General features: G+C 67.8%; 19 protein-coding genes, 2 tRNA genes and 1 pseudogene. 7 read left to right on the plus strand and 15 right to left on the minus strand.

Features of this window, described 5'->3' with window-relative positions; genetic code table 11:
• The first annotated feature begins 178 nt into the window (after window positions 1-178).
• The gene (locus DB31_RS50670; RefSeq protein ID WP_240486859.1) at window positions 179-967 is read left to right on the plus strand and encodes an FHA domain-containing protein; all 789 of its coding nucleotides are present in this window, start codon (window positions 179-181) and stop codon (window positions 965-967) included.
• 30 nt (window positions 968-997) lie between these two features.
• On the opposite strand, the gene DB31_RS24195 is transcribed toward DB31_RS50670, so the two are convergent.
• Entirely contained in the window at window positions 998-2,650 is a 1,653-nt protein-coding gene (locus DB31_RS24195; protein ID WP_044191742.1) for a serine/threonine-protein kinase, read from the minus strand.
• A 209-nt stretch (window positions 2,651-2,859) separates the two neighbouring features.
• On the opposite strand from DB31_RS24195, the gene DB31_RS24200 reads away from it, so the two are divergent.
• On the plus strand, window positions 2,860-3,627 hold the full coding sequence (locus DB31_RS24200; protein ID WP_044191743.1) for an FHA domain-containing protein: 768 nt from the start codon (window positions 2,860-2,862) through the stop codon (window positions 3,625-3,627).
• Between the two features lie 53 nt (window positions 3,628-3,680).
• Here the strand turns inward: DB31_RS24200 and DB31_RS24205 are convergent, their stop codons facing one another.
• Window positions 3,681-4,043 (minus strand): TraR/DksA family transcriptional regulator, encoded by a 363-nt coding sequence (locus DB31_RS24205; protein WP_044191746.1) that lies wholly within the window; start codon window positions 4,041-4,043, stop codon window positions 3,681-3,683.
• Window positions 4,044-4,171: 128 nt separating this feature from the next.
• Here DB31_RS24205 and DB31_RS24210 point away from each other — a divergent pair, with 128 nt between their 5' ends.
• The gene (locus DB31_RS24210) at window positions 4,172-5,053 is read left to right on the plus strand and encodes a DNA integrity scanning protein DisA nucleotide-binding domain protein (RefSeq protein ID WP_044191747.1); all 882 of its coding nucleotides are present in this window, start codon (window positions 4,172-4,174) and stop codon (window positions 5,051-5,053) included.
• A 168-nt stretch (window positions 5,054-5,221) separates the two neighbouring features.
• On the opposite strand, the pseudogene DB31_RS46865 reads toward DB31_RS24210, so the two are convergent.
• From DB31_RS46865 to dnaK, 6 genes and pseudogenes are all read right to left on the minus strand, one after another.
• A pseudogene (locus DB31_RS46865) lies at window positions 5,222-6,013 on the minus strand (LysM peptidoglycan-binding domain-containing protein); the annotation flags it as partial.
• Between the two features lie 101 nt (window positions 6,014-6,114).
• Window positions 6,115-6,678, minus strand: a complete 564-nt coding sequence (locus tag DB31_RS24220; protein ID WP_044191750.1) for a PspA/IM30 family protein — start codon at window positions 6,676-6,678, stop codon at window positions 6,115-6,117.
• Between the two features lie 13 nt (window positions 6,679-6,691).
• On the minus strand, window positions 6,692-8,986 hold the full coding sequence (locus DB31_RS24225) for a vWA domain-containing protein (protein WP_044191751.1): 2,295 nt from the start codon (window positions 8,984-8,986) through the stop codon (window positions 6,692-6,694).
• Between the two features lie 58 nt (window positions 8,987-9,044).
• A complete protein-coding gene (locus tag DB31_RS24230; protein WP_044191752.1) occupies window positions 9,045-11,609 on the minus strand; it encodes an AAA family ATPase in 2,565 nt (854 codons plus the stop codon).
• A gap of 51 nt (window positions 11,610-11,660) precedes the next feature.
• Window positions 11,661-12,065 (minus strand): thiol-disulfide oxidoreductase DCC family protein, encoded by a 405-nt coding sequence (locus DB31_RS24235; RefSeq protein ID WP_044191753.1) that lies wholly within the window; start codon window positions 12,063-12,065, stop codon window positions 11,661-11,663.
• Between the two features lie 149 nt (window positions 12,066-12,214).
• Window positions 12,215-14,122, minus strand: coding sequence for a molecular chaperone DnaK (gene dnaK / locus DB31_RS24240; protein WP_044191754.1), 1,908 nt, complete (start codon window positions 14,120-14,122; stop codon window positions 12,215-12,217).
• A 424-nt stretch (window positions 14,123-14,546) separates the two neighbouring features.
• On the opposite strand from dnaK, the gene DB31_RS24245 reads away from it, so the two are divergent.
• Window positions 14,547-15,638, plus strand: a complete 1,092-nt coding sequence (locus DB31_RS24245) for a diacylglycerol/lipid kinase family protein (RefSeq protein ID WP_044191755.1) — start codon at window positions 14,547-14,549, stop codon at window positions 15,636-15,638.
• An 85-nt stretch (window positions 15,639-15,723) separates the two neighbouring features.
• Here DB31_RS24245 and DB31_RS24250 read toward each other — a convergent pair whose 3' ends face one another.
• The 5 genes from DB31_RS24250 to greB form a co-directional block, all read right to left on the minus strand.
• On the minus strand, window positions 15,724-16,482 hold the full coding sequence (locus DB31_RS24250; protein WP_044191757.1) for an SAM-dependent methyltransferase: 759 nt from the start codon (window positions 16,480-16,482) through the stop codon (window positions 15,724-15,726).
• 85 nt (window positions 16,483-16,567) lie between these two features.
• Entirely contained in the window at window positions 16,568-16,873 is a 306-nt protein-coding gene (locus DB31_RS24255; protein WP_044191758.1) for an HP0495 family protein, read from the minus strand.
• 29 nt (window positions 16,874-16,902) lie between these two features.
• Window positions 16,903-18,222, minus strand: coding sequence for a PhoH family protein (locus tag DB31_RS24260; RefSeq protein ID WP_044191760.1), 1,320 nt, complete (start codon window positions 18,220-18,222; stop codon window positions 16,903-16,905).
• 231 nt (window positions 18,223-18,453) lie between these two features.
• Window positions 18,454-19,395 carry a hypothetical protein gene (locus DB31_RS24265; RefSeq protein WP_044191763.1) on the minus strand — a complete coding sequence of 314 codons (942 nt, stop codon included), beginning with the start codon at window positions 19,393-19,395 and terminating at the stop codon, window positions 18,454-18,456.
• A gap of 33 nt (window positions 19,396-19,428) precedes the next feature.
• Window positions 19,429-19,965 carry a transcription elongation factor GreB gene (gene greB / locus DB31_RS24270; protein ID WP_044191765.1) on the minus strand — a complete coding sequence of 179 codons (537 nt, stop codon included), beginning with the start codon at window positions 19,963-19,965 and terminating at the stop codon, window positions 19,429-19,431.
• 179 nt (window positions 19,966-20,144) lie between these two features.
• Here greB and DB31_RS24275 point away from each other — a divergent pair.
• The 3 genes from DB31_RS24275 to epsC all read left to right on the plus strand — a co-directional run bounded on the left by DB31_RS24275 (window position 20,145) and on the right by epsC (window position 21,375).
• Window positions 20,145-20,217: transfer RNA gene (locus tag DB31_RS24275), tRNA-Lys, on the plus strand.
• A gap of 5 nt (window positions 20,218-20,222) precedes the next feature.
• Window positions 20,223-20,295: transfer RNA gene (locus DB31_RS24280), tRNA-Glu, on the plus strand.
• A 351-nt stretch (window positions 20,296-20,646) separates the two neighbouring features.
• Complete coding sequence (gene epsC / locus DB31_RS24285) at window positions 20,647-21,375, plus strand: serine O-acetyltransferase EpsC (RefSeq protein ID WP_240486860.1); 729 nt, start codon at window positions 20,647-20,649, stop codon at window positions 21,373-21,375.
• A 37-nt stretch (window positions 21,376-21,412) separates the two neighbouring features.
• Here the strand turns inward: epsC and DB31_RS24290 are convergent, their stop codons facing one another.
• Together DB31_RS24290 and DB31_RS24295 are read right to left on the minus strand one after the other, a co-directional pair.
• The gene (locus DB31_RS24290; RefSeq protein WP_052420196.1) at window positions 21,413-22,174 is read right to left on the minus strand and encodes a Kelch repeat-containing protein; all 762 of its coding nucleotides are present in this window, start codon (window positions 22,172-22,174) and stop codon (window positions 21,413-21,415) included.
• 9 nt (window positions 22,175-22,183) lie between these two features.
• On the minus strand, window positions 22,184-24,223 hold the full coding sequence (locus DB31_RS24295) for a carbohydrate-binding module family 20 domain-containing protein (protein WP_240486861.1): 2,040 nt from the start codon (window positions 24,221-24,223) through the stop codon (window positions 22,184-22,186).
• Window positions 24,224-24,240 lie beyond the last annotated feature (17 nt).

Consider the following 24,240-nt stretch of genomic DNA (forward strand, 5'->3'; position numbering starts at 1 on the left):
GGCCGCCTCCGGAATCCCCGTTGAGCCGGCACCGCAGACCCGCCCCGGACCTCCTGTTCCGGGGGTGCAGCCCGTAGGCACAGCGCGGCCTGCGCCGGCGAGCCCGACCTCCGGCTCCCGTCCCCAGCTGGGCGAGGCACCTCCTCGCGCAGCTCCGCGAGGGGCTCCTCCGGTGCCTGTGGGCGAGAGGCTCCCGCCGCCGGTGCCCGACGCCGCCCCCGCGCCGAGGGCCGTCCCCTCCGCTCCTCCGGTCGCAGCAACGCCTCCCACCGCAGCTCCCGCCCCTGCGGGGCCCGGTGTCGCGCGCCCTCCTCCAGCGGCCTCGAAGTTCGGCCTCACGGTGGTGGCGGGCTCCAGCCGGGGCCAGCGCTACAAGCTGCCGGTGACGGGCTGTGTGGTAGGCCGCAGCCGCGGCGCCATCCTTCTGCAGGACGATGCGTTCGTCTCCGCCCTCCACGCCACGTTCCTGGTGAAGGAAGGGGCCCTCTTCGTGAGGGACGAGAGCAGCGCCTCCGGGGTCTACGTCACCATTCCCGGTACGGAGGCCATCGTGCCCCGGACGCTGTTCAGCGCCGGCTCGCGGCTTTTCCGCTTCAGCGGCCGCATCGAGATCCCCATCGCGCAGCCTGGGCAGCCCGTCATCTACGGCGCGCCCGTGCCGCTCGGCCAGGCCATCTACGTGGTGGAGGAGATCCTCGTGGGTGGACGGGCGGGCCGCGCCGTGGTGGCGGCCACCACGCTGCTCACCATTGGCCAGGCCCACTGTGACTTCAGCTTCCCGCAGGACGAGGGGCTCGCGGGCCGCCACTGTGAGCTCAGCCCTACGGCCACCGGGGCCATGCTGAGGGATCTCTCCGGCGGCCTGGGGACATACTTGCGCATTCCGCCGGGCACCGAGCGCCCGCTGCGCTCCGGAGATCGGGTGCGCATTGGCAACCACGTGTTCCAGGTCGAGATGCTGGGCTGAGGAGCCCCGCTGAGGCGTCCCCTCCCCGCGTTACTGCTGCTGCGGGGGAATGGCCGTGGCGCTCTTCAGGGCCTGCTCGATGTGATCGGCGGCCTTGGTGTCAGGTGCATCCTTGCGGTGGCGCGTCCACCAGTTGCGCGCCTCTTCGATCTTCCCGTTCTGCAGGTAGACCTCGACCAGCTTGAGCGAGAGGTCCGGCCGGGGATCGAACCCGAACGCCTTCTTGTACTCGGTGGCCGCCATCCCGAAGTAGCCGCGCTCGAACTGGCGATCGCCCTCGATCTCGGCCTCGCGCGCCTTCTGCGCGTTCCGGTTCTGGACGGGGATCTCCTGCTCGTACAGCGGCTTGGTCAGGTCCGGCCCCGTCGCGCTGTTCTGCCCAGGCAGGGGCACGTTGTCCGGCAGCGCGTAGGGCTCCTCAGGAGCCTGACCACCGCCGTAGTTGATGTAGTAGTAGTACCCGCCGATGGCCAAGGCCGCGATCACCAGGGTGATGGTGAGCGCCTTGAAGAAGCCGAAGCCCCCCGTCTCCTCCTCGGGGATCGTCGCGACGATCGCCTCCGTCTTGTCGGAGGTGATGGGCATCGGGTTCTGCACCGTCTGCATCAGCTCCGGGACGGCGCGGACCGTGGCCTCCACGGTGGGCTCGTTGGTGCCCCAACCCGGATCCGTGCCCGGCTGCGTGTCGATGTGGCTGCCCCCAGTGGCCCGGCGCGGCAGCGGCGCGAGCACCGGCGCGGCCATGGGCGCGGCGGGCGGCTGAGCGACAGGAGCCCGGCGAGCAGTGGCTTCCAGGCGGCGCCGATCTCGGTCCACCGCGAGCAGCTCGGCCTTGAAGGCCTCGGCGTTGGCGGGCCGATCGTTCGGGTCCTTGGACAGGACGCGGAGGATGAGCCGCTCCATGCCCGGGGAGATACGAGCCTCGGGCCGGCGCTTGGTGGGCGGCGGGGGCTCCTCGGTGAGGTGCTTGGTGGCGAACCCCACCGCCGAGTCGGACTCGAAGGGCAGCAGCCCCGTCGTCAGCTGGTAGAGGATGACACCCACCGCGTACAGGTCCGAGCGGTGATCCAGCTGCGCGCCTCGAGCCTGCTCCGGGGACATGTACTCGGGGGTGCCGCAGACGAAGCCGGCGCGGGTGAGCGCGGGGCCCTCGTCGCCGTTGGTGTCCGTGATCTTCGCGATGCCGAAGTCCAGCACCTTCACGAAGTCCGGATCATTGCGGCGCTGCTCCAACATGATGTTCTCGGGCTTCAGGTCCCGGTGGATGACACCGGCGCCGTGCGCGTCCGAGAGCGCGGAGAGGACCTGGCTGACGATGCGCACCACGCGCGACTCGGGCAGCGGCCACTCCCGGCTGAGCACCTGGTGCAGATCCTGCCCAGGGACGAACTCCATGGCGATGAAGAGCGCGCCGTCCTCGGCCTGGCCGAAGTCCAGGATGCTGATGGAGTTGGGGTGGTTGAGGCGGCTGGCGGCCTTGGCCTCGCGCTGGAAGCGGGCCACCGTGCGCTCATCCGAGAGCAGCGACTGGCGCAGCACCTTGAGGACCACCGGCTTGTCCAAGGCCAGCTGGCGGGCGCGGTACACCTTGCCCATGCCACCCTCGCCGATCAGCGCCTCCACGCGGTACTTCTTGGCCAGCGTCTTGCCGATGTACTCGTCACCCTCCGCCGACGTGCGCACGAGGGTAGAGCCGCAGGAAGGGCAGTACCTGGAGGTCTCTCCGGCGTCTGTGCCACAGGCGGGGCAGCGCAAGGCGTGTGTCCGTTCCAATCAGCGTGAGGGTGGAATCTGGACTTCAGCACGTTGTTTGGGTCTGTATCAAGGCATCAAGCGGTGCTCGCAGAGCGAGCAAGCCAGCCCAGGCCTTGATATGAGGGGGGAGCCTTATCATGGCTACAACCTTCTGCCCTCGCTGCGACACCGAGAACCCTGACGACGCCTCCATCTGCCAGAGCTGCGGCGCGCCCATGCGCTCCGGCACGCTGGTGATGGCGGTGTCTCAGATCGCCCCGCGCCCCCAGGTCTCCATCCGGGTGGTCCGCGCGGACGGTGGCCCCGAGTCCGTGGTCCGCATGAACCGCGACACGCTCGTGTGCGGCCAGACTCCCCAAGCGGATCTGCGGCTGCCGGATGATCCCTTCGTGATGCCCGAGCAGGCGCGCTTCTTCTTCTCCGGCGTCCGGCTGGCGGTGGAGGACGTGGGAGGCGCCAACGGCGTCTTCGTCCGCCTGCGTCAGGAGCGCGAGCTGCCCACCGGCGGCGAGCTGCGGCTGGGGCGGCAGCGGCTGGTGCTCGAGCCCATCCCCGCGGCGACCGTGGGGCCGGGCGGCGCGCAGATCTGGGGCTCGCCGGATGCGGGCTACCGGCTGCGTCTGGTCCAGCTGCTCGAAGGCGGCATGCGCGGGGGCGCCTATCCGCTCAAGGAGGGGGACAACCTGTTGGGTCGTGAGCAAGGAGACATCACGTTCCCCACGGACGGCTTCGTCTCCGGGCGCCACGCCGTCCTCACGGTCCGCAAGGATCAGCTCACGGTGCGGGACGTCGGCTCGTCCAACGGCACGTTCATCCGCCTGACGGGCCCCACGTTCGTGGACAACGGCGACCACTTCCTCATGGGCCGCCAGCTGCTCCGCGTGGAGATCCAGGCGCTGGTCTGAAGCAGGTGGGGCCGCGCGGCGGTATGCCTCACGCGGCCCCAGGAGCCCTGCGCTCACCCGTAGGAGCGCTCTTTCTTCTCCTGCTCTTCCTTGCAGCGGATGCAGAGCGTGGTGACCGGGCGAGCCTCCAAGCGCTTGGGGGAGATGTCCTCCTCGCAGCGCTCGCAGATGCCGAAGGTGCCGTCCTCGATGCGCTGCAGCGCCTTCTCGATCTTCTGGAGGAGGAACTTCTCCCGGTCTCTCAGCCGGAACACCATCGACTGGGCGTACTCGGAAGAGGCCTGATCAATCTCGTCCGGGAGGTCGTCGGTATCGAAGCTCGACTCCTCGACGAGGGTCTTCTTCGCGCTCTCGAGCAGCGCTGTCTTGCTGTCCTCGAGCATCTTCTTGTACCGCTTGAGATCTTTCTGGTTCACGGCCTTCACTCCGATGGGCGAGAAAACGACCCCGTCCCCCTAAAAAAAAGGCCCGAAAGCTTTATTCACATAGGCCGTGGTGTCAAGGTGTCCACGTGTCGTAAGGGTCGGGAGAGAGGAGAAGCACCATGAGCGAAAGTTCGAAGTTCGACCGGGAGTTCTTGCGCTCGGCCCTCTCCTTGGCGAACCGGAATGAGGTGAGCCATTTCCTCTACATCTGCGACACCCCCATCGCCCCGGAGGACCTGCGCGGGCGGCCGGCGCGCAAGAAGATCATCTACGCGGTGACGTCCGAGAAGATTGCGCACGAGTACATCCACCGCAAGCAGCAGGCGCTCGTCATCCCCGCCTACGACTACTCGCGCACGGAGCGGGTGAAGGTGGCCCTCGTGTCAGCGCTCTCTCAGGGAGCAATCAAGGAGGGCGACCTGGTGCTGTGCATGACGGGCAAGGTCGGCCGCCCTCCGGACACGCTGATGCAGACGCGGATCGGCGGCTCGCTGGATGACCGGGTGGCCATCGAAGGCGTGAAGCTGGGCGACGAGTTCAACTCGCAGGTGGTGGACGCGCTCATCCAGCTGGCGCTGCAGATCGGCCAGGAGGGCTTCGAGGGCCACCCCATCGGGACGATCCTCACGATCGGCGACCACACGAGCGTGCTGGAGAAGAGCCGGCAGCTGACCATCAACCCGTTCCAAGGCTTGTCCGAGGCCGAGCGCAACGTGCTGGATCCGAAGATCCGCGAGGCCATCAAGAACTTCTCGGTGCTGGACGGGGCGTTCGTGATCCGCGAGGACGGCGTGGTGCTGGCCGCAGGCCGCTACCTGTCCGCGGCGGACGAGGCGGTGAAGATTCCGCTGGGGCTCGGGGCGCGGCACGCAGCGGCGGCGGGGATCACCTCCACCACGCACAGCATCGCGCTGGTGGTGAGCCAGACCTCGGGTGCGGTGCGGCTCTTCAAGGGCGGCAACATCGTCCTGGAGCTGCACCAGACGGCGCGCCGCACGTAGAGCCGCACCCTCCCCTGCTCGGGCGGGTAGGCCTCCGGCCGAGGGGTAGACAGAGGGCATTTCCAAGGCCCCCAAACGAAACGAGGACCGCGGCCCCAGGGGGTCACGGTCCTCGTCGCACTACATCGGCTCTGTGGGGTCGGCGGCCCGAAGGCTCGCCGGCTCAGCTCACAGCACACTCAGGGCGCGGTTGTAGTACTGCTGGCGGTCCGACAGGCCGTTGTAGCCACCGTTGATGCGGCGGGTGACCTCGCGGAAGTTGCCGGACTCGGCCAGGGAGTTCAGGCCGCGGCTCTTCCAGAACCACGCGGCGGTGCGGAAGCCCACGTCCGGATCCGCGGCGCGGCGGGGGTTGTTCTCCAGGTCGATGCCCAGCGCCTGCCCGGCGGCCCGGTAGTTGTTGCGGCCGGTCAGCTGGATCGGGCCACGGCCCTTGAAGCGCGTGCCATCGCCCGGCTGCGTGTTGCCCAGATCGCGGCGGCCCTCGTACGCCGAACCCGAGGCGATCTCCTCCATGTAACGGAGCTGGCCGCTCTCGTGCGCCAGCTGCGCCAGGAACGCCGCCTTCTGGTTCTTGGTGGTGATGCCCGCCTCGGCCATGGCGTTGTTGATGTGCGGCAGGTACTCGCGCGCCTTCGCGTCCGACAGGTTCGGCATGATCTTCTTCAGCTGATCCACCGTCACGCCGCTGCCGGCCGGGGCAGTGGGGCCCGCCACAGGGCCGGCCTGCGTGGTCGAGGGGGTCGAGCCCGGGCGGCCCGAGGCGGAGGAGCCCGGCATCCCCGGAGGAGCCGTGGCGGGACGCTGGCCGGGGCGATCGAACCCGTCCGGAATCGTCAGCTTCTTCCCCGCGATGATCAGGTTCGGGTTCTGGATGTTGTTGGCCTTGGCCAGCGCGGACACGCTCGTGCCGTACTTCTGGGCCAGCGCGCTCAGGGTGTCGCCACGGCGGATGTTGTGGATCATGGGGAGCTCGGGGGAAGTGTGTGAGAGCTAAACCCATTGTCGTAAGAGGTAAGAAAGAGTTGCCAAGAATCTGAAAACCCTGTGGTTTCAGGGCTTTAGTCGGCCTTCTCCCCTGCCCCTCTCTCTTCTCGATAAATCTCCGCGAGCTGGTGGGCCCGCTCGATCTCGTCCCGGGCGGCGTCCACGGCGAGCACCTTCTCGATGCGCTCCACCTGCTCGCGCATGGCGCCGCTGACGAGACTTCCCGCCACGAGCCGGGCCGAGGCGCTCTGGCGCTCGGTGCGAAGCTCCGTCACCCGGGACCCCACTTCATTGGCGGCCTCCAGCAGCAGCTGGGAGTCCTTCTCCGCGCGCTCCAGGGCCTCCCGGGTGGACTTGAGCAGGGTCTCCGTCTGCTGCTGGTCCCGGTGCAGCACCTGCATGGCCTTGATGTCCGCACGGGACTCGGCCACCTGGTAGCGCTCGGCCAGCTCCGCCATCCGGCGCGTGTAGCGATCCACTGAGCGCGTCAGCTCGCCCTTGAGCGCCAGCAGCGTGGCCGCGGACTTGCGGACCTCGGCCCCCTGGCGCTCCAGATCCTCGATGAGCTGATCGAAGGCCGCCAGCGGATCGGCTGGCGTCTGTGCCTTCTTCTTCTTGCGAAAGAAGCCGAAGATCATGTCTGGCCCGAGCCTAGCTGAACGGACGGCACAGGAGGCGAACCCGCGCGAGGTTGTCCTGGACCGCCTTGTTCCCCGCGGCCAGCGCCGTGAGGTAGCGGGCCGGCGTGAGCTGGTAGACACCCAGCAAGTGCTGGAGCAGCACCACGCTCTCGGTGGGCCGGCGGTCCGCGGGAGCCAGCGAGGCGGCCTCGGCCAGGGCGTCCAGGATGTCCGCCACCCGCGCGAGCACGTCCTGCCCCACCGCCTCGCGGCTCTGAGCTTGGGACTGTTCGGGGAAGAGCGCATCAAAGGAGGCCTCGACCGCCACCGGTGAAGTACCCGTACTGCGCTTGGAGGCCATGGACTCCAGGGCCTCCAGGTGCGGCCACAGCGCCTCGAGGTTCTCCGGCGAGTCGGGCGCCTCCGCAGGGAGCAGCGTGCGCCAGGGGGCGTCGAACTCGGTGCGCGCCCACTGGATCTCTTCGTCGGAGAGGTGGTGGTAGAAGGCGCGGCCACCCTGGGAGCGCTGCTCCTGCACCAGGGCGCGCAAGTCCATGTTCTCCTCGCCGAGCGAGATGAAGCTCAGCGCGATGGTGAGCGAGTCCACGGGAGCTCGGGTGCGGCGGATGATCTCCATGTCCACCCGGTCCTCGCCATCGGTGACGAGCACCACGGTGGCGCGGGCCAGGTACGGATCCCTGCCCTGCGCGGTGCGGATGGAGTCGAACGCGGACATCAGCGCCAGGGTGATGTCCGTCTGGCCCTCGGCGGGCGAGTGCCCGAAGAGCTTCTCGATCTGCCGGGTGGCCTCGGAGGCGGTGTCCACGCGAGCCAGTTCCGTGGGCGAGTCATTGAAGAAGGAGAAGTACAGCGGATCGAAAGGCAGCCCCTGGCGGGCCTTGGCGCGCAGGTTGTTGAGCTCGGCGATGAGCAGGGCGTCGCGGAACCGGGCGCGCGCGCCGTGCATGGAGCCCGAGGCATCCAGCACGTACACGCGCACGGCGGTCCGCTTGAGCTTCTTGGGCTTGGGCGGCGGCTCCTCCTCCATATACGCGCGCACGAGCTGCCGGTTGGCGGCCATGTCGTAGACGATCAGCCGAGGATCGGTGACGACGAAGTCATGCACCTCGTGGAGATTGCCCGTCGTCTCGAAGCGCATCTTCTGCGTGGGGTACGGCACGCGCTTGGGGACAGACCGGATTGCCCCGGTGTCCACCTGGGCGATTTCCTCGGAGAGCGAGTCCTCCACGTCGAAGTAGCGGGCGCACCCGGCCGCCAGCTCGAAGGCCGCGAGCTGCTCCGGGTTGAGCGAGAAGGCCAGGTCCGCCAGCAGATCGTCCGCGCGGGACTTCTTCCCGGGCTTCTCCTGGAGGCCCTCTTCCACCTCTCCGTCCTGCAGGCGGGGCTTCTCGCCGAACCAGCGGGACAGCTCCTGGCGCTCGGCCTGCTCCACGAAGGTCTTCATCTTGCTGGCCGAGGGCAGCATCGGCTCCAGCGCCGCACGCGCGGCCGAGGCCAGCTGCGCGTCCCCCGCCTCCACCGCCCGCTCATAGAGCCCCTTGAGCGAACGGTAGGCCTCTCCCGGCGAACGGCGGGCCGTGTGGCGCACCTGCTTCACCAGCTCCTCCAAGGAGCGCACGGCGGGGCTGGCTCGGATGCGCTCGCGGGCCTCGGCCACCTCCCGGCGCAACACCACGCCCCGGTCTCGATCGTGGTCCGCGCCCAGCCGCAGGAGCACCTCGTGGGCCAGATCCAGATCGCGCCGCTTCTGGAGCACGTCGTCCACGTTCTCCCTCGCCCGCTCGGCAAGGAACTCGGCAACGGCCATGCGCGCACTGGCGGGCGCCCGTCCCTGCCACACATGGTTGCGGCGAGGGAGGATCTCGAACGGCGGCGGCTGGGCTCCCGGCGCGGAGGAGAACACATCCGCCACCTTCACCACGCGCGCCAGCTGCACGAAGGCCCGCTCCAGCGCCGTCCGGGCTCCGGTGGGCATCTCCCCGGCCCGGCGCGCCCGCTCCACCTGGCGCATGCGGGTCTCGTACTCCTGCAGCGCCTCGGTGGCCCGGGCCGTCAGCGCCTCCGCGAGCTGCCCCGCCCTGCCCTTGCGAGCCCCGAGCGAGCGCAACAGGTGCGCGTCCGCCAGCGTGTGAACGCCGACCCGGTCCAGTTCCTTGTCGAGCGCCGCGATCGTGGGGAACGTGAGATCCACCTCGCCCGGCGCCATCAGCCCGAGCGCCCAGCCCACCATGCCCGCGGGACGGGCGGTGCTCTGCTGGAGCGAGTCCAGCCGCAGGCGCAGCTCCGTGAGCTTGGGAGCGAGCATGCTCAGTCCCTCACCGGAGCCGCCTCACGCGGCGCGCTGCGCTGACAGGCTCGAGGACTCACAGCGCCGACCGGACCTCCAGCACGCGCTTGCTGAAGCGCCCGAAGTCCTCATCAATCCCGCGCAGCTGGAACGAGAGCTTACGAGCGGACTCGCCCAGCTCACCCTGCATCGACCCGAGCGTGCCCAGCACGCCGCGGAGGCGCACCAGCTCGCCCTCCTTCAGCGCGAGCAACGGGAAGCGGCTCCGCACCAGCCGCTCGAAGGTGCGCTCTGCCTCCACCTTGCCCTTGGGAGCTTCGAGCTCCGGGAGCAGCACGGTGAGCAGCTGCGTCAACCAGCTCCGCAAGTACTTGATGCGCGTGTGGGCGAAGACCAGTTCGGCTTGCGCCACCGCCTGCCGGACGTTGTCCGAGAGGAACGAGGCCGCCTCCGAGGACCGCGCGAAGGACAGTTGGTTGTCCAGCCCCACCAATGCGGCCAGCTCTCCATCCGGTGCCCGGACGGAGAAGCTGTTGCGGTAGAACGAATAGGCGTCGCCGTTGACAACGGCACCGGGGGCTGGGGGCGGACTCGCCACCTCCCGTGCCAGCGTACGGGCGTGCTCGACCAGCCGCTGCTCCAGGGTGTCGCGGCACTGAGCGAGAACGGCCTCGGGAGGCACGCCCTCCTGCCGCAGGTTCTCCGCGACGGTCTGCACGGCGCGCGCGTACTGCTCGATGCGCTCGAACGGCGTGGTGGAGAGCACCTGCTTCGCGTACGCCAGCCCGAGCGGCTGGAGCAGCTCCTGCTTGAGTCCGGGCTGCGTGGGATCCAGCTCCTGCAGCGATTTCTCCAACTGGGTGAGCCGCCGCGAGTCCGAGGAGAGCGCCTCGAACGGATCGCGCTTCCCCGGAGGCCGAGGCGCCTGGAACGCCGCCGCCGCCCGCCGCCTCAGCGAGGCGACCACGCGCCGGCGCACCGCCATGTCCTCCATCCGCAGCCGCTCCATGGCCGCCGCGGCGCCCTCGGCCAGCAGCCCCGACAGCGCGGACGCCTGGGAGATCTCCTCCTCCAGGTTGTCGGCCAGAGCCACGAGCCCTTCGATCTTGAGCCCGTCCTCGAACTCCACGCTCTCGGCCGACAGGGCGATCATCTCCAGCAGTGCCTCGAGCGTGCGCGCGGAGGCCTCACACAGCGGGCCAAAGTGCGTCCGCAGCTCAGGAACGGAGCGGCACAGCTCCAACGTATCCTTGAAGGCCGCCGTGAGCTGGAGCCCACCCCGCCCTTCCGGCGCCGCGCCTCCCACTCCAGCAGCCGCTCCATCCTGGGGCGTCATGCTGCGGGCCAGCCGCTGCTCCACCGCCGCGAGCAGCCCGCGCGCGGCCACCAGCAAGGGAGCACGGTTCTCCGTGTGCCGCGGGCCCGGCACGAGCTTCACCAGCAGCCGCTGGGCCGTGATGGAGGCCAAGGCAGGCTGGAACGTGCGCGCCAGGGCCTCGGCGGCGGACACATCCTCGGCGGCGGCCAGCGCGGAGGACTCGCGCTCCACGCCGGTGACGAGCTCGTTGCGCACCTTGACCAGCGTCTCGTCGAAGGTCTTCTGCTCCAGCCGGACGATCTCCAGCTGCGCCCGCTCGCGCGGATCCACGGCGACTTTGAGGAGCGCCTCGGCCTCGGCCGCCTGCGGCCCTCCAAGCAGGAAGAACCAGCGGAGGGCGTCCAGATCCTCGATCGTCGCCTCCAGGGGCCGATCCGGGCGCTGGTAGATCTGATCGCGCACCACCGCGGCCTTGAGCGCCCACAGCGCCTTCACCACCGAGCGCTGGGAGAAGTACTTGGTGGGCACATAGTCCGGCAGCTTGGACACCTGGGCAGCCAGCGAGCGCTCCAGCCCATCCGCCAGCAACTCCACGCCCTCCAGCACCTGGCTGGAGACCTTCACCTTCTCCACGGACTCCTGGAGCACATCCAGTTGCTGCAGGGTGAGTGCGGCGCGAAGGTCCGGCCGTGAGCCGTGCATGAAGCGGTGGAGCATGGCGGCGCGGCTGGCGCGGCGGGCGAACGACTTGGGCACGAAAGCGATGAAGCTGAGCCGGTCCGCGAAGGCCAGCAGCAGCTCCGGCGAGCGCGCCAGCACCTCCGAGAGGTACCGGTTGCTCGTCATGATGGCGCACTCGATGCGGCCGCTCGTCACCCGGCGGCCGTGCTTGAGCTCACGCTCGTGCAGCACGTTGAGGATGGAGCGCAGCAGCATGTCGCGCCCGTCGAACACCTCGTCGAGGAACGCATGCACGGCGCCCAGCATGCCGTCATCGGTGATGTACTCGGTGCGGCCCGTCTCGGTGAGCACCTTGAAGTCCACCGGGCCAATGAGGTCCGTCTGCACCGTGGACTCGGCGATCTGCTTGGCGAAGAGGGACGGGCTGCCCGTCTTCTCATCGGTGATGCGCCCCAGCACCGCACTGGCGATGGCGCTCTTGGCCGTACCCGGAGGCCCCACGACGAGCACATGCTCCCGGCACAGCAGCGCCAGCTCGATCTGGATGAAGAGCGTCTCACGCTCGAGGTACGTCTCGCGCAGCTCGCCGAAGAAGCGGCGGAAGGCCTGCGCGGCCTGAGGAAGGGTCGTCGGGTGGGTCACGGGCAGCCAGGGCCAAACGGTAGGCCCGGCATGTTAGCCCCCACCCCTCGCCTATTTGAAGTGCACCGCACAGGCGCCATCTGGGCACTCGCGCCCAGCGATGCGGAAGCGGTACCGGGCTACCACGCCATAGAGGGCATCCACCAACTGCCGCAGCCCTGGCACGTAGTAGACGTAGAGCAGCCGGCCCCATAACCGCCGTCCCAGAGCCCGGACAATGGCCTCCGCGCCCTCGACGACGCGGCCATCCGCCTGGACCAGCTGCATGGCCTTCTCACACCGCTCGTAAACAACCCCAGGGAACGCGCTGAGCGCGCCTTCATCCCGGAACGAGCGCAGCTCCGTTCCTCGTCCGCCCAACAGGCGCTCGAGCTTCCGAGCCCCTGCGCTGCACAGCCGGCAGTGCCCGTCGAACAGGATCACGTCATGACCCGGAGGCGAAGTCATCAACGCCATGCAGTGCCACCTCTCACTCTCAGTATGGCACCCCGCCTCTGACTTCTCATGCGAATCCCTGAGCCCAGGCCCGCAAAGAAGAAGGGCCGGTGTCCCGAGGGAGCACCAGCCCTTCTCACTCACTCAGCCGTGAAGGCCGCGCGTTCCGATTACGACTGACGGAACTCGGCGTCCACCACGTCGTCCTTCGGCGTGGCCTGGCTGCCAGGAGCCGCGGACGGACCACCAGCACCCGGAGGCGGCGGGCCACCGGCCGAGCCCGTGGCCTTGTACATCTCCTCCGCGATCTTGTAGCTGACCTGCTGCAGTTCGTTCAGCGCGGACTTGAGGAGCTCCTTGTCCTGGCCCTCGCGAGCCTTGTTCAGGTTGGCCAGGGTGCTCTCCAGCGCCGTGACGCTCTCGGCGGACAGCTTGTCCTTGTTCTCCTTCAGCATCTTCTCCGCGGCGTACGCCTGGCTCTCGGCCTGGTTCTTCAGCTCGACCAGCTCGCGGCGGGCCTTGTCGGCGGCCTCGTTCTCCCGCGCCTGCGCCACCATCTTCTCGACCTCGTCCTTGGCGAGACCCGAGGAGTGGGTGATCTGGACCTTCTGCTCCTTGCCCGTGGCCTTGTCCTTGGCGCTCACGTTCAGGATGCCGTTGGCGTCGATGTCGAACGTCACCTCGATCTGAGGCACGCCGCGCGGCGCCGGAGGCATGCCCGTCAGGTGGAAGCGGCCCAGGCTGCGGTTGTCACCGGCCATGTCGCGCTCACCCTGCAGCACGTGGATCTCCACCTGCGTCTGGCCGTCGGCGGCCGTGGAGAACGTCTCCGACTTGCGCGTCGGGATCGTCGTGTTGCGCTCGATGAGCTTGGTCATCACTCCGCCCAGCGTCTCCACGCCGAGCGACAGCGGGGTGACGTCCAGCAGGAGGATGTCCTTCACCTCGCCGGAGAGCACGCCGGCCTGCACCGCCGCACCGACGGCGACCACCTCGTCCGGGTTCACGCTCTCGTTCGGCTTCTTGCCGAAGAGGCGCTCCACCGCGGCCTTCACCTTCGGGATGCGCGTGCTGCCGCCGACGAGCACCACCTCGTTCAGGTCCTTGGGCTCCACGCCCGCGTCCTTGAGGCACTTGCGGCACGGCTCCAGCGAGCGCTCCACGAGCGCGTCGATCATCGACTCGAACTTGGCGCGCGACAGCTTCACGTTGAGGTGCTTGGGGCCGGACGCGTCCGCCGTGAGGAACGGGAGGTTGATCTCCGTCTCCATCGCGCTGGACAGCTCGATCTTGGCCTTCTCCGCCGCCTCCTTCAGGCGCTGGAGCACCATCTTGTCCTTGCTGATGTCGAGCCCGTTGTCCTTCTTGAACTCGCTGATCAGCCAGTTCATGATCTCCAGGTCGATGTTGTCGCCGCCCAGGTGCGTGTCACCGTTGGTCGCGAGCACATCCACCACGTTCTCGCCCACCTCCAGGATGGAGATGTCGAACGTGCCACCGCCGAAGTCATAGACGGCGATCTTCTCGTCCTTCTTCTTGTCCAGGCCGTACGCCAGAGCGGCGGCGGTCGGCTCGTTCACGATGCGGCGCACCGTGAGGCCCGCGATCTCACCGGCGTCCTTGGTGGCCTGGCGCTGAGCGTCGTTGAAGTACGCGGGAACGGTGATGACCGCCTCCGTCACCTTCTCACCCAGGTAGTTCTCCGCGGCGCGCTTCAGCTTGAGCAGCACCTGCGCCGAGATCTCCGGCGGGCTGTACTGCTTGCCGTCAATTTCCACGCGCGCATCGCCGTGCGGTCCACGTACCACCTTGTACGGAACCAGCTTGGCCTCGTCGCCCGTCTCCTCGAAGCGGCGCCCCATGAAGCGCTTGATGGAGTAGACGGTGCGCTCCGGGTTGGTGATGGACTGCCGCTTGGCAACCTGGCCGACCAGACGCTCCCCATCCTTGGTGAACGCGACGACCGAGGGCGTGATGCGGCTGCCTTCCTCGTTGACGATGACCTTGGGCTCGCGACCCTCCATGATCGCCACCACGCTGTTGGTGGTGCCCAGGTCGATTCCAATGATCTTGCCCACGGTTTCTATCCTCCGGAAACGACTGCGTTTTTCTACGAAACCCTGATGTACGCCCAACGTAACCACCGAAGGGGGGGTGTCAAACGGTCCCAAAGCCTCTGTGTCAACATGGGAGCCGCCCCAGCTGCGCACACAGGGGCCTCGGACAAGCGCTCGGCGTGAAGTCCAGGACACCGAGCGACCGGGCAGCCGCGTCACCTGTTCGCCACCGAACCGTCAAAGGTGCGTAACGGGCTCTACACCGCCGTCACCATCCGGTAGCGATCACTCCCCTTCTGCCGGGGGCCTGAAGGGCCAAGCCCTTGAAATCACGTCCCCCCGCCAGAGCTAACGCCTCGCGTCAGCCGTTGGCGAGGAATGTGCACAAGAAGGCAGCGGCGCTCGTATCGCGCACCGACAGTTCCTACCCAGGAGCCTGCCCCCCATGCTGGTACAGCCCCTTCGTTCCCCGAGTCTCCGCCAGGTGCCGGCGCCCTCTGTCGCCCCTGAGCCGAAGGTCGCCGTGCTCTTGAACGCCAACGCCCGCAAGGTGGACGCGCGCGTGGTGAAGTCGCTCTCTCACATCGTCCCGGAAGAGGACCTGTTCCTCTCGCGCTCGGAGCTGGATGCGCGCCGGATTGCGCAGACGGTGCTGGAGCGGCGCTACCCGCTGGTGTTCACGGGCGGCGGCGACGGCACCTTCCTGGGCTTCGTCAACGAGTTCCTCCGGCAGTTGGAGCCTCGCGGCCGGTTCGCGGGCCAGTCCATGCCCCGCTTCGGCGTGCTGAAGCTGGGCACCGGCAACGGCCTGGCCAACTTCGTCAACGCCTCCAACCCGAGCGGCGACGGCATCCTCCACGACGTGGTCCGGGCCCTGGCCGGGGATGTGGCCGGCGTGCGCCGCATGGACATGGTGATGGTGGATGGGGTGCGCACCCCGTTCGCGGGCCTGGGCGTCGATGGCAAGCTGCTCAACGACTACATCTGGGTGAAGGAGAACCTGGGCAAGGGCTTCTTCAAGCGCGTCATGACGGGCAGCGGCGGGTACTTCTCCGCGGTGGCCTTCAAGACGGTGCCCCACTACCTGACCCACTCCACCTGGGTGGAGGCCGAGGTCATCAACGGCGCCAGCGAGGCGTACCGCCTGGGCGCGGATGGCCGCCCGGTGGGTGAGCCCGTGGCGCCCGGCGACGTGCTGTTCCGCGGCAAGCTGATGATGGCGGGCGCGGCCACCATGCCCTTCTATGGCTACGGCTTCCGGATGTTCCCGTTCGCCAGCCAGCGCCGGGGGATGATGCACGTGCGCCTGGGCCAGGTGCCGACCACGTCGGTGCTGGCCAACCTGCCCAAGCTGTGGAACGGCCGCTGGTTCCCCGAGGGCATCCACGACTTCCACGCCAAGGAAGTGACGATCCGCTTCGCCCAGCCCATGCCCCTGCAGATCGGCGGCGATGCGGCAGGCTACCGCGACGAGCTGAAGCTCTCCGTGGCTCCCGAGTCCGTGGAGCTGCTGGACTTCCACGCCGCAGTGAACTGAGCCGCGGCAGGCCGTACGCCTGAAGCCGGGCCTCTCTGCGGAGGTCCGGCTTTGTTGTTTTCAGAGGGGGCCCTGCTCCCTGCGACTAGCCGCGATCACGCGAGGCGGGAGGCTTCTCCCCCGGCTCCTTGCGGCGGCCAATGAGGAAGGCGTAGCTCACGCCCGCCTTGCCGTTCTGCTCGCGGTGCACGGAGATCTCCTGGCGGAGGACCTCTGCGTCCTTCACGGGCGCGTTCTGCAGGCGCTGCTCCACATCCCGGTAGAGCGCATCCAGCTCGAGGTCCGTGAGCGTCTCCACGGACTCGGGCTCGTAGCCGTTGGCCTCCAGCTCCAGGAGCAACTCGCGAGGCAGCAGCAGGTGCGTGCCGAGCCGCTTCTCCCAGAACTCCAGCGCCGGCTTGGCCGTGTAGCGCCCCACCCGGGCTGGGAAGGTCATCCCCAGGCGCCCGCGCTTCGCCAGCAACCGACGGAGCGTCGTGAGGCTCGTGCCGAGGGGGTAGAAGACGCGGCCCTGGATCAGGATCGCATCGAACTCGCCTTCCGGGAAGCCGAGCCGGTCCAGGTCCACCCGGCGGGTCTCCACGCGGTCGGCGAGGGCCAGTGCCCTCACCCGCTCCCGGATCGAGGCCAGCAGCGAGTCCTCGGTATCGGCGGCGACGACCGAGCACCCCAGGTCTCGCGCCAGCAACATGGGGGCGCCTACGGGGCCGCAGCCAAGCACCAGCACGCGGCAGCCGGGCTCCAATTGCGCTGCCCGGGCGAAGCGGCGGGTGGCCTCGTCCGAGCCGAAGGCACGCCGTGCATCCCCGGGATAATAGAGCGGAAAGGGCCCAGCCTGACTCATTCACCTCGTCTTATACCCATCCCGAGGGGACTTCCAGTTGGGCGTGGGACTCTTTCGCCTCTGGGGCGATCAGGCGTCCATCCGCTCACAGGTAATAGATGACCCGCTTTTCCTGGTGGAGCTGTTCGTAGATGGAGCGCCGGTGCTCCTCGGAGAGCAGGTAGACGGAGACGCTCACGGAGACGTACTTGCCCTTGCTGCTGGGCTGCTCGTGGATGGAGTCCGGGGAGATCTCCGACCCCATCAGCCGCTTGAAGAGCTGGCGCACGTACTCCTTGAAGCCATGCTCCTGCATCCCCATGACCTTGAAGGTGTAGATGGAGGGGTACTCGATGAGCGGCTTCTTGTCCTCGGCTTCGCCTGGGGGGGCGGGGGGGCTGTCCTTGTTCATGACCCGTCTCGGCCTCTGGGGCGCAGGCCTCAGAGGAGGTTGGCGGCCAGCTCGGCCAGGGCGCTGCGCTCACCCTTGGCCATGGTGATGTGGCCGGCGATCTTCTCGTTCTTGAAGCGGTTGACCACGTGCACGAGGCCGTTGTTCGTCGCGTCCACGTAGGGGTTGTCGATCTGGAACGGATCCCCCGTGAGGACGATCTTCGTGTTGTCGCCCACGCGGGTGATGATGGTCTTCACCTCGTGGGGGGTGAGGTTCTGCGCCTCGTCCACTATGATGAACTGGTTGGGAATGCTGCGGCCGCGGATGTACGTCAGGGGCTCGATTTCGATCAGCCCCAGGTCCACGAGCTCGTGGTAGCCGCGGCCCGCCTTCTTGTCGGCCCGGCTGAGGTTCATCAGGAACTCCACGTTGTCGAAGATGGGCTGCATCCAGGGGTTCAGCTTCTCTTCCACACTGCCGGGCAGGTAGCCGATGTCCCGGCCGAGCGGGAAGATGGGCCGGCTCACCAGCAGCTTCTGGTACAGGCTCTCCTCGGTCACCTTGTGGAGCCCCGCGGCAATGGCCATCAGCGTCTTGCCCGTGCCGGCCTTGCCCACGATGGTGACGAGCTTGATGTCGTCGTTGAGCAGCAGGTCCAACACGAAGGCCTGCTCCATGTTGCGAGGCCGCACGCCCCAGATGCCCTCCTTGATGAGGCGCAGCAGGGGGACGATCTTGCCCTTGGCCGCGTTGAAGCGGCCCATGGCGGTGTGCGAAGGGTTGGTCTCGTCCTTGAGAAGGATGCACTGGTTGGGGAAGAGCTTGTCCAACCCCGCCACCTCGACTTCCGCGCCCGGCTTGTACATCTGGTCCACCGCGTCCCGAGGGACGAGCAACTCGGTGAAGCCGGTGTACAACTCGGTGATCTCGACGCGCTCGGTGTCGTAGTCCTCGGCGACCAGCCCCAGCGCGTCGGCGCGGATGCGCAGGTTGGTGTCCTTGGTGATGAAGACGGCCTGGGTCTCCGGCTCCTTCTTCATCGTCTCGAGGGCCACCGCGAGGATGCGGTTGTCCATCAAGTCCTTGTCCGCCAGCTGCTGGGGGAGCTGCTCCTCGGCGAAGCTCACCTTCAGGAAGCCCCCGTGCGGCAGGGCCACCCCTTCCCTCAGCGAGCCCTCGGTGCGGAACGCGTCCAGGTAGCGGGTGACGAGGCGCGCGTTACGCCCCAGCTCGGACAGATCCCGCTTGAACTGATCGATCTCCTCGATCACGTAGATCGGGATGATGACGTTGTTGTCCTTGAAGGTGTAGATGCTGCGCGGATCGTGGAGGAGAACGTTGGTGTCGAGGATGAAGTTCTTCGGCATCGTGGTGGTTGCGACCTCGAAGAGGGGTGCGACCGCGTGGCGCTGCGAGCGACCTTCTGGTTCCCAATATAGACACCGCCTCTCAGGGAAGCAGCCGTCTTCCTACTCAAGTACAGCTCTTGCGCGCCGCGAGGGCCCTACCCCTTCCGTAGGGAGGCGGGAGGCTGGGCACCACCCCTTCCGTCCAGTCGGGGTGTCGAGAGTTGAACCCTTGGGGTAGGTCTGAGTAGTTCAGGCAGGCGCGAGCGGATCGTACGCCAGGACCTCTGCCACCGCGTCAGGCGGGGGTCCAGGGGGCATGAGATCCCAGGGGAACCGATCCTGGAGGGTCTCGAAGTCGATGGAGAGGGGCAGCCGCGAGTACTCCTTCACGGCGTCGCGCCAGGCCTTGTCGTCGAAGAAACGCTCGAAGCGCCGCGTGAAGGACGCCACCATCGGCGAGGGCACGAAGGGCACGGGAGCACCTCCGGGGGCCTGGACACAGCCGAGCTCTACGGCCCACGCCAGCAGCCATCGGGGCCATTGCCGCCCTGCCCTCCTGAGAGACACGAAGCGGCCCTGAGCGGCACCGTCCACGAAGTGGAAGTGGCGAGAGTAGACCCAGGCGGCGGCGAAGGTGTTGGGCGTGAGCGCCATGCCCTCGGCGCTGACCCGGCGGGCCATGAGCAGCATCAGCTCGAGGATCTCCGCCGAGATCGCCAGCCCCGGGCGCACCTGGCCCGGCATGGGCGGCCGGTTCCAGTCGAAGGAGCGCCCCGGGTGCTGCAGGGCAAAGGAGTCCATGTAGAGCAGCGCACAGGCCTCCAAAGGAGGCGGCAGCCCAAGCTCGGCTCCCGTGGTCTTTCGCAAGGAGATATCGGCCGCGACGGCCTGGTAGCGCTGGCTCCAGAGGATGATCCGGGGGCGGAATGCATCCTCCAGGGGCAGCCGCAGCTCGAGCGGCCCCACCCCGCGCTCCTCGAGGCGCTGGATTAGCCCGTACTCACGGAAGGCCTTCTCCAGGCCCGCGCGGCTGTAGATGCCGAAGGCCAGTGCGACGCGCTTCTCGCTGGACTCCAGGCCCAGATCGTCGAGGCTCAGTGCCTCGTCCTGTTCGGGAACGGACAGCTCCGCCGCGCCGAGGCGCTGGTAGATGCGACGGAAGCGCGAGCCTGGCTGCTGCGTCCGCGGCATCGCGGCATCCTCCTCTGCGGCAGGGGGCGTATTTTACACGTACTTGATGGAGACGATGGTGAGTTCGATCTCACCCCGGGGGCGCATGACCTCTACGGTGTCTCCTACCGCCTTGCGCAGCAGGGCCTTCCCAATGGGGGACTCCACGCTGATGCGCCCCCCCTGGGCGTCGATCTCGTCCGAGCCGACAATCTGGTAGGTGGTCTTCGCACCATCCTCATCCTCGAGGGTGACGGTGGCGCCGAAGTAGACGCGGCCCTGGTCGGTCTGCTCAGAGGGGGTGACGATGGTGGCATTGTCCAGGCGTCGCTGGAGGAAGCGGATGCGGCGGTCGATCTCGCGCAGGCGCTTCTTGCCATAGATGTACTCGGCGTTCTCCGAGCGGTCGCCCTGGGCGGCGGCGGCGGAGACCTCGGCGGTGACCTTGGGGCGTTCCTCGTTAAGGAGGCGGAGCAGCTCGCGGTGCATGCGCTCCGCGCCATTCCGGGTGAGATAGCGGCGCTGGGGGCCACCCTGCTCCTCGGCTTCTTCGTCCTGTTCCTCGTGCTCTGGGGGTACGTCCTGACGCATGCCGCCTGTATAGCGTTCCCTTGGGAAAGAGGGGCAAGCAGGCGGGGGAGACGTTCACCGGCGAGCGTGAGAGCGCTGTCAGGACAGGGGGAGAGCGCGCGCCAGTGGAAGTCGACAGGGACTGCTGGTAGAGAGCCCAGCGGTTGTTGAGCAGGGGCCGGTGCAAAAAAGAATAGTGCGAGTCGCTAGCTCAGCTGGTAGAGCACCGGCCTTTTAAGCCGAGGGTCGGGGGTTCGAGCCCCCCGCGACTCACAGACGTCCCCGTCGTCTAGAGGCCCAGGACGCTGGCCTTTCAAGCCGGTAACACGGGTTCGAATCCCGTCGGGGACACATATCGGGGCCGGAAGCTGCTGAGAAATCAGCGGTTTCCGGCCCCGGTGCTTTTCTGGCCCTGGCTCGTCTCCAGAACGTCTCCAAGCCGGAGACGCATCCCGCCCCTCCTCCAGCATCTGGATGGCGCGGCGCTCCTTCTGCGGCTCCTGAGCCAAACCCGCTTGAGGGAGCATCCCCGAGAATGCGGGACCGTAGACAACTCTGTGCGACGACAGGGCGCTCCTCGCTCACCAGATGCGTCCCTACTTTCGGGCCTCTCCTCTGATTGCTGGGCGGGGGCACCGAAGAGGAGTCACTCTGCTTCCCCCGCTGATCCGCTCCATGCCCTCACCCTACTCCCGAGCCCCGTTGAGCGAAGTCAACGAAGTCCCCGTCAAGAATCAGGACACGTCGCGTCGCTTCGAGCGATTCAGCCACCGCGCGCGGGGGAACCTCTGGCGGCAGTTCTTCGAGCTGTCCCCGCTGGCGCGACCAGCAGGTCAGATGACGCGGCTGGCAAAGGCGCTGAAGGCAGATGCGCTGGAGCTCACGCGCTCGGAACATGGGGAGGTGCATGCACGAGCGGTGGCCTCCATGGTGGTCACCTCGGACGCATACCGCGTGCTGCTGCTGCAGCGGTTGCGCGAGGCGGCCCGTGGGCTGCGGATCCCTCTGAGCAACCACGCGCTCCGGGTGGCACAGACAGCGCTGCTCGGAGTGGAGATCGGCAAGAACGTGCGGTTGGGACGCGGCGTCTACTTTGTCCACAGCCTGGGCACCGTCATCGGCGGTGATGCGCAGGTGGGCCAGCGGGTACGGTTCTACGGCAACAACACCGTGGGCACCGCCAAGGACAATGGCTACCCCATCATCGAGGATGATGTGTGGGTGGGGGCGGGGGCACGCATTCTGGGCCCCATCACCGTGGGAGCCCGCTCGCGCATTGGTGCCAACGCCGTGGTGCTCCAGAATGTGCCTCCGGACAGCGTGGCAGTGGGCATCCCCGCGCGCATCATTCCCAGGAGGGATGCGGCGAACTCCGAGCCCATCGAGTCGCTGCGCCCAAGCGTCGCGGATGTCGTGAATCTCGGTATGTGAAGGCCTGCGACTCTTGAGTGGTGGATGGCCGGTGCTTTTACGGTGCGCTGGACAGCCGGAAGGACTCGTGGGTGTCGACGGCGCCCAGTCCCTGGAGGGTGGCTCCGCCAGGAATGAAGAGGACGTCCCCCACGGCCGCAGTTCCAATGCCGTGCCGAGGCGTCCGCATCGGGCTCGCCGTCGTCCACTGGTTCGTGGCCGGGTCGTAGGCCTCGTTCTCCGAGAAGACACCGGAGGGGGTGCTCGGGTTGCCCTCTCCGCCCAAGACGTAGATGCGCCCGCCAAGCACCCCGGCCGCGCAGCCGGCCCTCGGGGTCGGCATGGGCGCTCGAGAGGACCACTGGCGGGTGGAAGGGTCGAACGTGTCCACACGATTCGTGGGCGCTTCCCGGCGGCCTCCCAGCGCGTAGAAGCGGCCATCCACTGCGGCACCCACGAGGTGATCGAGCGGCTCGGGAAGCGGCGGGAGACGCTCCCAAGTGTCTATTAGGGTGGTGTCGTACGCGGAGACCTCATCGACAGACCTGCTTCGAAACCCGCCCGCGACGAAGATGCGGCTGCCGATGACTGCCACCCCGGAGGCCCCCCGCTCGGTGTCCGCAGGCATCCCCTGCTTCGCCGTCCAGGTGTCCGTCCCGGGATCGTAGGCATAGGCGCTCCCCACTGCGGCGAAGCCGTCCCCGAGCGCCCCCACGACGTAGAGCCGGCCGCCCACGGCCGCAGCGTTGACGTGGTGGATCGGCTCGGGCAACGGCGCTCGCGACGCCCAGGAGTCCGTGAGCGGGTCGTAGACCTCCACAAGCCCTGGCTAGAACCCTCCCGTGGTGGAGACCGTGCCCGAGGCTGGTGTGCTCACCACGTTGTTGGCACCGGACTCCCATTCGATGCCCTGGGCCGGCTGAGCCTCCTCCCGCTTCACGCACTTCCACTCGAAGGACGTGCTCGCCGGCAGCTGGATGGTGCCGCTCCAGGTGGGGTAGCTGGACGGGCTCAGCTTCACACCGCTGGCAGGCGCCCAGCTTCCCAGCGCGCTGTGATTGCCGACCACGTAGACGCTCTGCCCCACATAGGTCGTCCCATTGGTGCAGGTGAACGTCACGGCGACGGTGCCGCCCCCGCCTCCGCCGCTCGAGTCCTTCTGGGCCGTATAGGCGAAGGTGCTGTCGTTGAACGTGATCGTGTACGTCCCCGCCGAGGTGATGGGGATATCACCCCCCGCCTGCTCGGCGATGCCGTCCCGGTTGGTGTCGCCATAGTTCAGCGTCCAGTCGCCGTGGATGTCGAACTTGAAGCGCTCGTTCGTCGCACTGCCGAAAGTGGCCGAGACCCGCCAGGTGTTGTTGGCCACCAGGGACATGGCCGTCGTGCCCCAGCTGTTGGCGGTGCCGCGGAAGTACACCTGGTTGAAGTTCTTCGTGTAGCCGCCTCCACCGCCTCCGCCGCTGCCAACGGCGTTGATGTGGATGGCCGCCGAGCTCATGGCGGGCACGTTGAAGGCCGCGTTGCCGTTGGCGTCCACCACGACGGTCGGCCCCGAGCAGGTGCCGTTCGCGAAGTCCCCGTTGATGATGTCGCAATAGGTGCCGCCCGGCAGGGTGGTGGCAAAGGACCGGCTGAGCGCCCCACCCTCTCGGTTGATGACCACGAAGCCCTTCCCCGATCGCGCGAAGGCGATCTGGTTATTCCCGTTGTCCCACCAGTTGGAGACGCCCACGCCCTGCGCCGCCTTGCGGAAGGCCACCATGTTGGCGATCGGGCGCCACCGGTGCTCGCACTGCCAGGCACTGCCAAAGCAGTTCACCGTGCTCCCAGAATGCACACTCACCCCCGGAGGCCCCGCATCCGTGTTGGTGAAGGCGTAGCTCGACATGACCTGGGCGTAGCCATACGGCCAGCCCAACATGAACACGTTGGCCAGCGTGTACAGGTTCCCATCCTTGTACGTCAGGATGTTCGTCCCGCCCGCACCGTGGCCACGCTGGTTGTCGTGGTTGTCGGTGAACACCACCGCGTAGGCGTTGGGCATGAAGCCCCAGCCCTCGCCGAAGTTGCTCAGGTTCTTGAGCTGGCCGTTCTTGAACTGGTTGCCGATGTTGGCGCTGTACTTGAACTCCGTCACGTCCCCGTTGCCGTAGTACTGATTGGCCGTGACGGCCTCACCGCCCAGATCGATCACCTCCTGGAAGATGTAGGGCGAGCCGCTCACCCGGCCCCGAATGCCCGCGATATCCCCGGGTGCCATGTGCTTGCTGGCATCGATCCGGAAGCCCTTCACACCGATGGCCACGAGATCGTTGATGTAGTTGGCGATCGTCTGCTGCACGGAGCTGGAGCCCGTGTTCAGGTCCGGCAGCCCTACCAGGTCGCAGTTCTGCACGTTCGACGCGTTCTGGTAGTTGTTCACCGTGCAAGTGGGCTGGTGGTAGTCCTGCGGCCCGTACAGCCCCGGGTGGTTGCGCACCGTCCACGAGGTGCCGCCCGAGCCCACGCCCCCGTTGTTCAACGACGCCGTGTGGTTGATGACGAGGTCGGCGTAGACCTCCACTCCGGCCGCGTTACAGCGCTGCACCATGTCGATGAACTGGCTTCGAGTCCCTCCGCGGGACTCCAGCCGATAGCTCACCGGCTGGTAGCGGGCCCACCACTCGCTGAGGGGGATGTGCTCGTTGGGCGGTGAGATCTGCACGCCCTTGTAGCCCTTCGGCCCCAGGAACACCTCGCACTCCCGCGCGACGTCCGGCCACTTCCACTCGAACAGGTGAACGTAGGTATCGGCACGGGCTTGGCCCGGCACGCCCACCACGAGCGTCCCGAGCACCGACAACAGCACTCCACCGCGTCTCATCATGGCTGTGAGCATGAGCT

Origin of the sequence: Hyalangium minutum, assembly GCF_000737315.1 — a bacterium.
Taxonomy (GTDB): domain Bacteria; phylum Myxococcota; class Myxococcia; order Myxococcales; family Myxococcaceae; genus Hyalangium; species Hyalangium minutum.

Coding starts and splice junctions, on each gene's coding strand:
- DB31_RS24265 (WP_044191763.1), bottom strand. CDS start 19,395: ATGCCGCGGACGCAGCAGCCAGGCTCGCGCTTCCGTCGCATCTACCAG.
- greB (WP_044191765.1), bottom strand. CDS start 19,965: ATGCGTCAGGACGTACCCCCAGAGCACGAGGAACAGGACGAAGAAGCC.
- DB31_RS24210 (WP_044191747.1), top strand. CDS start 4,172: ATGAGCGAAAGTTCGAAGTTCGACCGGGAGTTCTTGCGCTCGGCCCTC.
- DB31_RS24220 (WP_044191750.1), bottom strand. CDS start 6,678: ATGATCTTCGGCTTCTTTCGCAAGAAGAAGAAGGCACAGACGCCAGCC.
- DB31_RS24235 (WP_044191753.1), bottom strand. CDS start 12,065: ATGGCGTTGATGACTTCGCCTCCGGGTCATGACGTGATCCTGTTCGAC.
- DB31_RS24250 (WP_044191757.1), bottom strand. CDS start 16,482: ATGAGTCAGGCTGGGCCCTTTCCGCTCTATTATCCCGGGGATGCACGG.
- DB31_RS24225 (WP_044191751.1), bottom strand. CDS start 8,986: ATGCTCGCTCCCAAGCTCACGGAGCTGCGCCTGCGGCTGGACTCGCTC.
- DB31_RS24245 (WP_044191755.1), top strand. CDS start 14,547: ATGCTGGTACAGCCCCTTCGTTCCCCGAGTCTCCGCCAGGTGCCGGCG.
- DB31_RS24295 (WP_240486861.1), bottom strand. CDS start 24,223: ATGATGAGACGCGGTGGAGTGCTGTTGTCGGTGCTCGGGACGCTCGTG.
- DB31_RS24260 (WP_044191760.1), bottom strand. CDS start 18,222: ATGCCGAAGAACTTCATCCTCGACACCAACGTTCTCCTCCACGATCCG.
- DB31_RS24255 (WP_044191758.1), bottom strand. CDS start 16,873: ATGAACAAGGACAGCCCCCCCGCCCCCCCAGGCGAAGCCGAGGACAAG.
- DB31_RS24200 (WP_044191743.1), top strand. CDS start 2,860: ATGGCTACAACCTTCTGCCCTCGCTGCGACACCGAGAACCCTGACGAC.